Origin of the sequence: Natronolimnobius sp. AArcel1 (assembly GCF_011043775.1) — an archaeon.
Lineage (GTDB): Archaea > Halobacteriota > Halobacteria > Halobacteriales > Natrialbaceae > Natronolimnobius.
In genome coordinates, this window is the sequence record NZ_JAAKXY010000002.1 from 518,115 (window position 1) to 530,355 (window position 12,241).

General features: G+C 59.7%; 11 protein-coding genes. 5 read left to right on the top strand and 6 right to left on the bottom strand.

What is annotated here, in order from left to right:
- Positions 1–34: 34 nt before the first annotated feature.
- Positions 35–1,198 (bottom strand): AI-2E family transporter, encoded by a 1,164-nt coding sequence (locus G6M89_RS06700; protein ID WP_206335455.1) that lies wholly within the window; start codon positions 1,196–1,198, stop codon positions 35–37.
- 88 nt (positions 1,199–1,286) lie between these two features.
- On the opposite strand from G6M89_RS06700, the gene G6M89_RS06705 reads away from it, so the two are divergent.
- Positions 1,287–2,528, top strand: coding sequence for a thiamine ABC transporter substrate binding subunit (locus tag G6M89_RS06705; protein WP_165161021.1), 1,242 nt, complete (start codon positions 1,287–1,289; stop codon positions 2,526–2,528).
- A gap of 104 nt (positions 2,529–2,632) precedes the next feature.
- Entirely contained in the window at positions 2,633–2,998 is a 366-nt protein-coding gene (locus tag G6M89_RS06710) for a hypothetical protein (RefSeq protein WP_165161022.1), read from the top strand.
- Positions 2,999–3,021: 23 nt separating this feature from the next.
- Here the strand turns inward: G6M89_RS06710 and G6M89_RS06715 are convergent, their stop codons facing one another.
- Positions 3,022–4,374 (bottom strand): tryptophanase, encoded by a 1,353-nt coding sequence (locus tag G6M89_RS06715; protein ID WP_165161023.1) that lies wholly within the window; start codon positions 4,372–4,374, stop codon positions 3,022–3,024.
- A gap of 252 nt (positions 4,375–4,626) precedes the next feature.
- A complete protein-coding gene (locus G6M89_RS06720; protein WP_165161024.1) occupies positions 4,627–5,805 on the bottom strand; it encodes an aspartate kinase in 1,179 nt (392 codons plus the stop codon).
- A 143-nt stretch (positions 5,806–5,948) separates the two neighbouring features.
- Here G6M89_RS06720 and G6M89_RS06725 point away from each other — a divergent pair, with 143 nt between their 5' ends.
- Positions 5,949–6,392 (top strand): hypothetical protein, encoded by a 444-nt coding sequence (locus tag G6M89_RS06725; protein ID WP_165161025.1) that lies wholly within the window; start codon positions 5,949–5,951, stop codon positions 6,390–6,392.
- 2 nt (positions 6,393–6,394) lie between these two features.
- Here G6M89_RS06725 and G6M89_RS06730 read toward each other — a convergent pair whose 3' ends face one another.
- Entirely contained in the window at positions 6,395–7,147 is a 753-nt protein-coding gene (locus tag G6M89_RS06730; RefSeq protein ID WP_165161026.1) for a DUF6293 family protein, read from the bottom strand.
- 96 nt (positions 7,148–7,243) lie between these two features.
- On the opposite strand from G6M89_RS06730, the gene G6M89_RS06735 reads away from it, so the two are divergent.
- The gene (locus G6M89_RS06735; protein ID WP_165161027.1) at positions 7,244–7,570 is read left to right on the top strand and encodes a winged helix-turn-helix domain-containing protein; all 327 of its coding nucleotides are present in this window, start codon (positions 7,244–7,246) and stop codon (positions 7,568–7,570) included.
- Positions 7,571–7,601: 31 nt separating this feature from the next.
- On the opposite strand, the gene G6M89_RS06740 is transcribed toward G6M89_RS06735, so the two are convergent.
- Positions 7,602–9,173, bottom strand: a complete 1,572-nt coding sequence (locus G6M89_RS06740; RefSeq protein WP_165161028.1) for a DNA-directed DNA polymerase II small subunit — start codon at positions 9,171–9,173, stop codon at positions 7,602–7,604.
- 103 nt (positions 9,174–9,276) lie between these two features.
- On the opposite strand from G6M89_RS06740, the gene G6M89_RS06745 reads away from it, so the two are divergent.
- Positions 9,277–10,203 (top strand): S26 family signal peptidase, encoded by a 927-nt coding sequence (locus G6M89_RS06745; protein ID WP_165161029.1) that lies wholly within the window; start codon positions 9,277–9,279, stop codon positions 10,201–10,203.
- A gap of 142 nt (positions 10,204–10,345) precedes the next feature.
- On the opposite strand, the gene G6M89_RS06750 is transcribed toward G6M89_RS06745, so the two are convergent.
- Positions 10,346–12,073, bottom strand: coding sequence for an AAA family ATPase (locus G6M89_RS06750; protein ID WP_165161030.1), 1,728 nt, complete (start codon positions 12,071–12,073; stop codon positions 10,346–10,348).
- Positions 12,074–12,241 lie beyond the last annotated feature (168 nt).

The following is a 12,241-nucleotide window of genomic DNA, read 5'->3' on the forward strand; positions in this document are numbered from 1 at the left end:
GCCTCAAAAATCGGGGTGGACAGTATCGACGCCGTTAATCGTCGGCGATCGGTGGCTCCGACGGGGTTTCAGGCGGTTCAGTGCTCGGGTCGGCTTCAGGAGCATCCCCAGACTCGAGTGCGTCCTCGGCGAGCGTCTCGAGGGAAACATCGCCGTTGACTTCGTCCGCGAGGAGGTCAACGGCTTCGACGAAGACGGCGACGATCAGCGGGCCGACGACGATGCCGATTGCCCCGAGCGTAAAGAGGCCACCTGTGAAGCCGACGAAGTAGAGACTGCCGGGCAGTCCCGCAGACCGGCGGGCGAGGCGAGGTCGCACCGCAATATCGGGCAGCCAGGCGACGAAGGCGATGCCGAGGACGCCAACCAGCGTTGCTGCCATGAGTTCGCCCGCTGCGACGTGATAGAGTGCAATCGGTGCGATCAGCAGGCTCGGGCCGATGATCGGCACGAACTGGAGGATGGCAGCGATGAGTGCGAGCGTAAAAGCCATCTCGTAGCCGAGTCCCCAGAACAGTGGATACGCAATGACAAGCGTCGCAAGCGAGGTTGCAAGTTGCAGAACGTAGATTGCATACAGCGTCTCTCGAGTGCGCCGAGCGAGTGCGTACACGATGTCCCGGTAGTCGTGCGGGACCGGCGCGATTGCGGCCCGACCGGCGGCATCGCCTTTGAGCAACAGCGCGAACAGCAAAATAACGAACAGCGCGAACTTGATCGCAAGCACTGGCAACGCGAGCGCGACCGAGGCTCCGATGCTAGTGAGTGCGTCGACTGCGAGTGACTGAACGTGTGCAACCTCGATAACGTAGGTCACGTCGAAGGCGGTGACCGGAATCTCGTCTGGCAACCCCTCGATGAGTGCTATAACCTCCTCGAGTCGAAAGTAGAGCGTGCCAACGAGCGGCGAAAAAACCGCAAGCGCGCTGGCAAAACCGATCATCGTCGCGACGACCGCACTCAGCCACTCCGAGAGGCCACGACGAACGAGCCAGGCGTGAACCGGCAACAGGACGTACGCGACCGTCAGCGCGAGCAAGATTGTACTGAGAACCTCGAGCAAAATTGCACCCGTAATGACCCCCAGCACGAGGACGATTCCGGCGAGCACGTATCGACGCCTTCGGCTCGAGTCGGATGATTGCTTCGCGCCCGGCGTTGGAGGGTCCGCAGCCGGGGTGGCACGCTCGTTCGACATCTACAGAAGACAGTCACTGAGGGCGTAAAATTGTTCCCACCGAAGGGGTAGCATCGGCCTTAAGCCATCCCACGCGAATGTGCGTACAATGAACCGACGGGCGTTCGTCCGACGTGTTGGCGTGGGCTCGAGCGTCGGCGTCGCCGGGCTTGCAGGGTGTTTCACCCGTGAGGAAAGCGACGATCCGCAAGAAGACACCGACAACGGTCCCGCCGACGACGCCCTGCGTGTTGCGACCTACTCGTCGATGGTTACCGGCGAAACATCTGCTGGCGCGTGGCTCAAAGAAACGTTTGAGGAGGAGTACGACGCCGATCTTCGCTGGCGCGTCCCAGAGGCCGGCATTGATCACTTCATCCGCCGTGGCGAACTCGAGACCAGCCTCGGTGCAGACGTCTATCTCGGACTAACTGCTGGCGACCTCGTTCGCATTGATGACGCACTCAGTGCTGGCGCACTCTTCGAGCGCATCGATCGCGAGGTCCTCGAGCATGACCAGCGAATTCGAAGTGACCTCGCCTTTGACGATCCGGCTAACCGAGTGTTGCCGTTTGAGACAGGCTATCTCTCGCTCATCTTCGATGAGAACGAATTCGGGTCGGAACCACCCGAAACGTTCGATGCACTCCTCGAGGAAGACACCGCGGGGACGCTGCTCGCACAGGACCCACGGACATCCAACCCCGGACTTGCATTCTTGCTGTGGACAATTGCTGAATACGGCGATGACTACCTCGAGTACTGGCAAGCACTGGCCGACAACGGTCTCGAGGTACACGACAACTGGTCAGATGCCTATCGGACGTATCTCGCCGGCGAGCGCCCGCTGGTCGTCTCGTACTCGAGCGACCCCGTTGGCGCAGCCGAGGCCGGCCGCGATCTCACCCGACATCAGACGACCAGCCTCGAGGGCCAGTACTTCCAGGTCACCGAAGGTATCGGCGTTTTCGAGACGACGCCGCGGCCGGAACTCGCCTACGAATTTATTGATTTCGTGCTCTCGGAGACGGCACAGGCTGAACTCGCGCTTCGAAACGTCCAGTATCCTGCCGTCGACGAGGCGTACGTTGAGTTACCCGCGGCGTTCGACGACCTGGGTGACGAACCCACCGAAACACAGGCAGTAACCGCAGACTACGATGATCTGAGTGTCTCACTTCCGGCCTGGCTCGAGGAGTGGGAGACCGAGTTCGGCGACGAGTGGGCGGACGTAACGCCGCCGGAACCACCAGAGACGGACGACGAGACGGACGAAACAGTGTTCGATAATGCAACGGACGATATGGCGGCAGAACCAGACACGCAGTCGGTGAACGAAACCGATGGATGAGCAGTGAGTACACGCAGAGTTCCCATCGAACTCGAACCCTACATCTCACAACACGCGACTTCGCGTTGCAGTTTTAAGGCCCCGAGCGTGGTACGTGGCGTCGCATGGCACTCGGACGGTTACTCAGCAGCGACCCATCGAGAAGCTCAAAACTCTACCTCGCGATTGGCGGCCTCTCGCTCGTCAAGGCCATCGCGGTACGCAACGACCAGGAACGGTTCCGCCGAGAACTACTCGACGCCGGCATGTTCATCGGCGTCGGCTTGCTCCTCCGGCAGTACAGTCAGGTAAAAGAACAGAAACGCGCCGAAATCGAATCACAGGTCCCCGACTGGGCGATTAGCCTCGCCGGCTCCGAATCCGCAAAACACGGCGTTCGAACCGCCGCTCAACGCCTCCAGAGTCGATCAGAACCCGAGCCCGATCCGACGCTTCGCGAACGGGCACGCGGGATGGTCTCGAGTCGCTAACGACCGGTTCCAGACACGCCCGCTCAGGGCGATACCGGCTCGAGTCCCGCCGTAAAGTGACGCAACTCCGGAATCGCAGGATCCGTCGAAATCTCGAGTCCCGAAATCGCACCACTGTTCTCGAGGACGGTCTCGACCGTCTCAGCGACGTGTTCGAAGTGCTCGCGGTGGTAGGTCCGACGCGGCACGGCAAGACGAACCAGTTCCGGACGGTCGGCGTCCGGGAACGCAAAACTCCCAAGTTCGACCCCGCGGACGCCGCCTTCCCGATAGAGTTCACAGACCAGCGCCTGCCCCGGAAATGCCGTGGCCTCGAGATGGGGTAGGGCTTCGGCCGCGTCGAGATAGACCGCGTGGCCGCCGGTCGGCGTGTAGACTGGCGCGCCGACCTCGGCGAGCAGCGAGCCAAACGTTCGAACCTGTTCGACGCGGTCGGCGACGTACGATTCGGTGACGGCTTCGCGCAGGCCGACAGCCATTGCGGCAAGGTCGCGCCCGGCCATCCCGCCGTAGGTTGGAAAGCCCTCGTAGAGAATCGCTCGCTGCTTGCAACGGTCGAACAGATCGGGAAGGTCGGTTGCAACGAAGCCGCCGGTGTTTACCAGGCCATCTTTCTTCCCGCTCATGACGATCGCGTCGGCGTAGCCGAGTTGCTCGCGGGCGATGGCGTCGATATCGGCTCCGTCGAACTCGTCTTCGTGTTGGGCGACGAAGTAGGCGTTCTCGGCGAACCGACAGGCGTCGATGACGAACGTTGCGTCAATCTCGTCGGCGAACTCACGAACTTGACGAGTGTTTTCGATGCTCACCGGCTGGCCTGCCGCTGAATTGTTCGTAATCGTCTGAATCACCAGCGGAACGCGGTCGGCTCCAACATCGTCGACGAGCGCGCGAAGCGCCTCGAGCGAAGTGTTCCCCTTGAACGGCCCTGTCGCATCTGGGTCGTGGGCCGCAGGGGCTGGACAGTCAACCGGTTCAGCGTCCTGATTCGCAACGTGTGCGCGAGTGGTATCGAAATGGGTATTGTTCGGAACGACGGCCGCAGTGTCTTCCTCGAGAAGCGTCCCATAGAGAACGTTTTCCGCACCTCGGCCCTGATGGGCCGGGATGACGTACTCGAAGCCCATCACGTCCGCAACCGCCGACTCGAGGCGCTTAAAACTGCGCGAGCCGGCGTAGGCTTCGTCGCCTCGCAAGAGCGCAGCCCACTGCTCGTCGCTCATCGCGCCCGTTCCGCTGTCAGTGAGCAGGTCGATGAAGACGGATTCGGCGGACAGATTGAAGACATTATACTGAGCCTGCTGCAAGTTGCGCTCGCGTTCCTCCCTCGAGGGCAACTGGATGCGCTCGACGGATTTCGATTTATAGCTCACCATACAGCCGTCACACTGCCAAGATAGTTGAAATTGAGTGACGGAATGTGGCGTCTAACGGAGAGATTCGGCTGGGATCGGACAGTTCCGGCGAAGCTGTCTCGTCCGCACGATCACCGACACGAGGGGACGCCAACCGACTCAGATATCGCTCGCGGACAACCGATCTCCGCAGGCAAAACAGTAGCACAACTCGGTCGGCTGTCGGATACCGCTCGAGAACGAACGGACTCGAGAACGGACTCGAGCGAACGGTTAGAACAGGTCCTGTGTCAACTCGAGGGTTTTCTCGCGGTCGTCCCACTCGACGAACAGGGCAACGCTGGTTGCGCTGGTGACGACATCCTGCAGGTGGATGCGTTCTTCGGCGATCGGCTTGACGATCTCGTTGATAATGCCCGGCTGATTTGGCAGTTCCCCACCCGTCACACGGATGACAGCGGTTGGCGAATCGACGGTCACACTCGAGAGTTCGTCGCGGGCGATGACCTCGCGGTGGAGGATGTTTTCGGCGCGTTCGGCTTCGGACTCGTCGATATAGAACGTGATCGTGTCCATCCCACTGGCGACAGCGTCGATGTTGACGTTGCTCTCGCCGAGGGCTTCCGAGAGATGCTGGAAGATTCCGGGTTCGTTGCGGATTGCCCGACCGGCGACGGTCAGGCAGGCGAGTGGACGCTCGCGCAGGTCGACGAGGTTCTTGAACTCGCCTTCGATACTCGTCCCGCCGTCGAGGAGGTCGCCATGCTGGTAGTGGACAACGCGAACGTCGAGCTTGCCGGACTTATACGACAGTGCGGAAGGGGCAACGACCTCGGCGCCACGGAACGAGAGGTTCCGGAGTTCGTCAACCGAAATCTCGCCAACGTTACGAGCGCCTTCGACGACGTTCGGGTCGCCGGTCATAACGCCCTCGACGTCGGTCACGATGACGACCTCGTCGGCGTCCATGTACTTGCCCATCATGACGGCCGTCGTGTCACTGCCACCACGGCCAAGTGTCGTGATCGAACCGTCCGGACCTTGCGCGAGGAAGCCAGTAAGGACCGGGACGACACCGTCCATCTCCGCAGCGAGGTCGAGTGCACGTGCCTGCGTTTCTTCGACATCGACTTCGCCGTACTCGTCCGTGATAACCGGCCAGTCGTCGCTACCAGGCTCTAAGAATCGAGCCTCGATTCCGCGCGAGGAGAGAGCAGCTTTGAGCATCCGCACGGATGTTCGCTCGCCCATACTGACGATCTGAGCACGGTCCATTTCGTCTGTCTCGAAGGTGATGTCCTCGAGCAAGTCGTCCGTGGTCGATCCCATTGCACTGGCGACGACGGCGATTTCGTGGCCGTCCTCGACCGCTGCAGCGACGGAGTCTGCAGCGCGATCGATTCGGTCACCGCTGCCGAGACTGGTTCCGCCGAATTTGGCTACAACTCGCATACTGACACCTCACACGCAGTTCGCATACCGGTGGCGTGGCTCATACACCGTCGTTACCAGAGCGTGCAAATAACTGTGTCCCATTGCGTGTTGTGCCACCCGCGGGCGGGATTTATAGTCGTGGGAGTAATTATCATACCACGATGAACGTACGGGATGCCCTCGAGGCTGATGCGGACGCGCTCGCGGCCATTGCTGATTCGCCGACCGACGTGATGCGAAATCTCGTCCATGACCGGACGGTTCGCGTCGCCGAAGACGGCACCCACGATCCGAACGCAGATATTGAAGAGTCACAGTATGACGGTTCGAATCCCGAGGATCTGCTGGGTTTCATCAGTTTTGACGCGCGCGAAGAAACAGTTCATATAACCCAACTCGACGGAACTGGCGAGGCGTGTAAGCGACTGCTCGGCGAGCCAGTCCGCTTTGCCGAGCGCGAATCGATGGCCGTCGAAGTGCTCGTCTCCCCGGAAACAGACGCAATCATCGGTGCCGCCGAAGAACTCGGCTTCGAACGCCAGGGCCTTGGGCCGCGATTCAACGGAGCCCAGACGGTTCGGTTTCGACTCGAGCCCTCAGCGTAGCGTTACAGTTTGTGGCGAAACGCTCGCAGCGCGTTCTCTCCAGTCTCGGTCAGCAATACCTGTTTGGTCCGGCCGACTGATTCGACCCGAATATAGCCAACCTCGAGCAGCGGGTCGATGATCCGGTTGTTCAACAGGGCGAATTTCGCCTTGTCGTTCGCCGGTTGGGATTTCGTGATAAACGTGAGATCGTGTTCCTCTGCGAAGTCTATCAGGTCACTCTTTTTCGGCGTGTAGGCTGCCGTATCCGTGTTTTCGATGAAGTTCAGGATACGAACTTGATCCGCCGTCGGCGTCTCGAGCGGATAGGAGGGTAACTGTTCAGCGACCGTCATGCCTGCCGTTCGCGGCGTATCGGTGACCGGGTGGGCCCGCTCTTCGGGATGGACGTAGTAGCCGTTTGCGTCCGTCGCCATGCACGCGAGCGCCGCACCGATATCCGCCAGTTTCGGGCCACTCGAGACGTTGACGCGGACGATGTCCTCTCGGTACTCGTCGACGATGGTTGTGATTTCGCCGAGGACGTCGTACATATCACCTAGATCGATTTCGCGAACATGAACCGAGACATCGTGGTCAGAGAGTTCTTCAACCAGATTGTCGTGATAGGGGACCTCCTCGCTGTCGTCGTCGGCGAGCAAGTACAGCAGATCAGCACCGTACTGGAGGACAGGTTGGCAGATACGATCGTACTCGTAGCCAAGTGGAGCGATGTGGACCTCGACGATTGGGCGAAGTTCCGTATCACCTGTCATTACAAATAGTATAATTAGTACCGATACTATAGTAGTATCGATTGTAACCATAGTTTCAGGATACTACTGAATAACCCCCACAGTATAGAGGGATATATGGCACGACAGCACTATCGACGACAGAAACTCGAGGCAAGCGTCGACGTCGAAGCAGCGCTGACACTGCTTGGCGACGAGTACGTCCAAGAGATCTTTGCAGTGCTTCGCGAGGAACCAGCGACTGCTCGAGAGATTACGGATCGGTGTTCGGGCTCGAAGGTGACGATCTATCGGCGACTGAACGATCTTGCGGATGCCGGACTCGTCAACTCAGAGCCACAGATCAGTCCCGACGGAAATCACTGCAAGCGGTACCGCGCCGTCGTCGATGAACTGACGATTTCGCTGACCGGAGACGGATTCGAAGCAACGGTCGAGGCGTGAGCAGACGCCCGTCCCACAATCGAGGCGGCTCTCAACTGAACTTCTGAACGGTCACATCGAGTGTATCGAGATCGACGATTGGCGCGAATCCAGCGTCCGGATCGATGTTGACGCTCTTCTGGAAGTCCGTCTGTGACTGCCAACAGCCCGAGTTGATCGCAAGCACGTTGTGATACTTGCCAAAGCCGAGTTTGTGGACGTGGCCCGTGTGGAAAATGTCCGGCACCTCGTCAATGACGAGATAGTCCTCCTCCTCAGGCGCCAATCGAGTGTGTCCGCCGAACTGCGGGGCGACGTGGCGCTTTTTCAGCAGTTGGAACATCGCCTTGTGTGGCTCGTCGTAGTTCGCTTTCTCCTCGGGTAACTCCGCGATGACCTCATCCAGCGAAACCCCGTGATACATCAGGACAGACACGCCCTCGAGCGTGACCGTCGAGGGATTGCTCACGATCTGTGGATCGTGCGCGGACATGATTCCTCGGAGTTTCTCGTCAAATCCGGGCTGGGGTTCGGCCAGTCGCACCGCGTCGTGGTTCCCCGGAATCATGACGACGTCGAGATCGCCGGGTACCTGCTTGAGCCGTTCGTTAAACGCCTCGTACTGCTCGTAGATGTCGATGATCTCGAGTTCGTCGTCCTGATTGGGGTAGACGCCAACCCCTTCGACCATATCGCCCGCGATGAGCAGGTACTCGACGTGTTTGGCCTGCTCCGTGTGGAGCCAGTCGGAAAAATCGTTCCAGGCGTCGGCCATGAACTCGTCGCTGCCGACGTGGACATCGCTGATGAGTGCCGCCTGAACGTGGCGATCCGCCGTCGATGGCTCGTGCGTTCGCGGTACATCCGGGAAGTACATCGAATCGACGAACGCGATGCCGGCGTCATCGGAGAGTGTCCCCTCCATCGCCAGCGCCTCGTCACAGAGCAGTTCGCCCACCAGATCAGCGTACTCCCGATCTTTCATCACGAGCCACGGGAACGTTCCGGTGGCATCCTCGAGTTCGACCAGCCAGTGACCGCTGGCCGTCGAGCGAACGTCGTTGACCAGACCCACCATCGCAACCTCGCTCCCGCCGGGCATCGACTGTATCGCCGTCGCCGGTCGGTGATTGATCCGCCCACGGAGCTTGGATCCGAGTCGCTCGAGGCGATCCCGAAACACCGTCACGAAATCCGAATAGTCGCCCGTGCCGGTGCTCTGACCGGTCATATCCCCCGTTATCTCGAGGTCGCGTAGGTCGTGATCGACGCTCCGTTCGATGGGCTGAGACCCCTCCGTTTCGACTGGAGTTTCAGCCCCAGAGCCACCCGCCGTGGGCTGGGTCGTTCCAGTCGAAACAGAGGGGGTCGAGTCAGCCTGTGCGGCGGCGTCGGGAGCAGGGTCCGGATTCGTCGCGGCGGCGTCGGTCTCGAGGGCCGACCGCGCCGATTCGACGTGCGTCGAGCGGACGACCAGCGCATCCGCCGGCAGTTCGTCGAGAAGGAACTCGAGGACGGCCGCGGGCTGGTCTGCAGCCGCGAGTTGTGTCACGGCTTCGCGTTCGGCATTGTAGCCGCGGCTGGTGAGTTCGCTGACGATTCGGGCGTGGTCCTCGAGAGGCACACGATTCGCATTCGTGAGGGTGGCAAAAAGAATAGCGATGACTCGAGCAAACTCGTGCGTATGAGCAGAAGGTTGATTTTCGCCCCTAGCAAAGGACGGGACAATGAGCGGGCCCGACGCCGGCAGGTTCGACGACGATGACGACTGGGAAGACCGTGACGACGGCGCTGATCGGCAGCCGCCTGTAGAAACGGACCAAGACGGCCACGGTAGTGAGCAACCGCCAGCAGCAACTGACCAATCGAACGACGTGACGATTGCGGACGACGGATACGTTCGCTGGTTTCTCAACACCAATGACGAGCGCGTCGCCATTACGCGAGATATCGTAAGCAGTGTCGCAATCGTCGCCGTGATCGGGCTCTTGCTGTTCACGGTCAGCGGTGTCTGGCCGCCGCTGGTCGCCGTCGAGAGCGGCAGTATGGAGCCGAACATGGAACGTGGTGACCTGATCTTCGTTGTCGACGACGACCGCTTCGTTGGCGATGAGCCGGTAGACGGAACAGGTGTTGTTCCGATGGAGACGAGCGAGGGCCACGATAAGTTCGGCGAGGACGGTGATGTCATCATCTTCCAGCCCGACGGTTCTGAGTACCAGACGCCCGTCATCCATCGCGCACACTTCTGGGTCGATGAAGGCGACGACTGGGTTGCACAAGCCGACGAAGATATCATCGGTGACACCACCTGCGAACAGGTCAACACCTGTCCCGCAGAGCACGCCGGGTTCATCACGAAAGGCGATGCAAACAGCGGCTACGACCAACACCGCGGTCATGTCAGCGATGTCGTCAAACCCGAGTGGGTTACTGGCAAAGCCTCCTTTCGCATCCCGTGGCTCGGCCACGTTCGACTGGCCTTCGAAGACTTCTTTGCCGGAATGGCCGCCCCAGCACCCGTAATCGACGTCCCCGCCAGTGCGGTCGATGTGATGGACCCACAGACACTCTCGGTGAGTGCCCTCGGTGCAACCGGCGTCGCCAGTGTCAGTACCGGTCTCGCCGTTGCTGCAGGTCGAACTCGAGACTGATATCTCCACTCCCTATTGTTCTCTCCCTCCAGTACGGGAACCACAAGTCAGGTATGGTAATCTCGAGGAAAGAGATAGCGCTGTTGTGGAGGCCCGCCGCTGTCAGGTTATGATCGCCGTTTCGATCGAAGGGTGTTCACGCTTAGTTTTCGAATCGAGCCTGGACGAACGGCTGAACATCGTCGATATCGGAGAGGCGCGAATCCGACAGGAGAACGGCTTCGGTTTCGTCGATGGGCACCGAGAGGCTGATCTCTTTGGTTCGGCCGTACCGCCCCTTCGAGACAACCACAGCATTGACGATCCCGAGCATATCGAGTTCGCTAATGAGGTCCGTTACCCGTCGCTGGGTGAGTACGTCAGCATCGATCTCCTCACAAAGCCGTTTGTAGATATTGAACACCTCGCCCGTGTTGATGCTGTGAACGCCGTTTTTCTCGAGCAAGATGATCGCGAAGAGGACGAGTTTCGATTGCGTGGGGAGGGTTCGGACGACCTCGACGACGCGATCGAGTTCGATCTTATCCTGGGCCTCGCGGACGTGTTCTTCGATGATCGTCTCGGCTTGCGAACGTTCGGCGAGTTCACCCGCCGTCCGCAACAGATCGAGCGCTCGGCGCGCATCGCCGTGTTCCTGCGCGGCAAACGCTGCACACAGCGGAATCACGTCATCCGAAAGCGCCCCGCCTTTGAACGCGACTTCGGAGCGATGTTCTAAGATGTCTCGCAACTGATTCGCGTCGTACGGTGGGAAGACAATCTCTTCCTCGCCAAGCGAAGACTTGACGCGCGGGTCGAGAAAGTCCGTGAATTTCAGATCGTTCGAGATGCCGATGATCGAGACCCGCGAATTCTTGAGTTCGGAGTTCATCCGCGAGAGATTATAGAGCGTGTCGTCACCGCTTTTCTCGACGAGTTTGTCGATCTCGTCTAACATGATAACGACCACCCGTTCGTCGTAATCGACGGCATCGAAGAAAACGCTGTAGACGCGGTCGGTCGGCCACCCCGTCATCGGCACGTCCTCGAAGGAATCTTTGTCGTCCTCGAGTGATTCGATTCGGTCGTCGATTTCCTCACGCGAATCGAATGGCGTCGACGCAAGCGGGTGGTCATCCGTCTCAGTTGCATCCGAACCGGTGGGGGATGTGCCGTCGTGATCGGGACCAGTCTCACGACCGTCTTCACCCGCTTGTCCGCCCGAATCAGACCCCCCTGTTTCGCCTGGAGAATTGCGCTCCGTCGGCTGATTGGCGGGTCCAGTAGAAACGCCTGGGGTGGCGGATTCGTCGGCGTCGTCGAACACGTCGGGGTCGACCTCGAGGTCGACTGACTCGTCTGTGCCGTCCTCGTACTCTTCGAGTGCGTCTCGAAGCGTCTCGAGAGAGTCAACCTGGTCGTCGATCCGAGCTTTGTTCTTCTCGATGAACTTATTCGCGAGTTGTGCGAGAACGCGATACTGCGTGTCGGTCACCTCGCAGTTGATGTACTCGACGTCACAGGGGACACTGTATTTCTGGGACGTGCTCTCGAGTTCCTTACTAACGAACTTGGCGCTCGCGGTCTTGCCGGTCCCGGTCTTGCCGTAGATCAGGATGTTCGATGGCGTCTCGCCGCGAAGGGCAGCAACGAGGATCGTCGCCATCTTGTTGATCTGATCGCTCCGGTGTGGGAGTTCGTGTGGCGTATAGGAGGGGCGCAGCACTTCCTTGTTCTCGAAGATCGGCTCTCCGCTGAGGAGGTCGTCGAACAGCCCCTGCTTGGGCTCATCGCCGCCAAGATCGGTTCCCTCGAGGTCCGCTGAAAACCCATCTCGGTTGTCGATCTCGGTCGTCTCTGACTGTGGTGGTTCCGTATCGTCGTTTGACATTCCTCGTACACGTACCCCCTGGTTTCAGGTGGAATCACGAACCCAGAACAGGAATTATTGCGTGTAGATGGGCCAAAGAGCACCATTTACGAATGTGGAAACCTGGTCCGGGTCCAGTTGATGCAAACGAAACAAAGGAAGACGGACGTATTAAATTCTTCCCTTCAG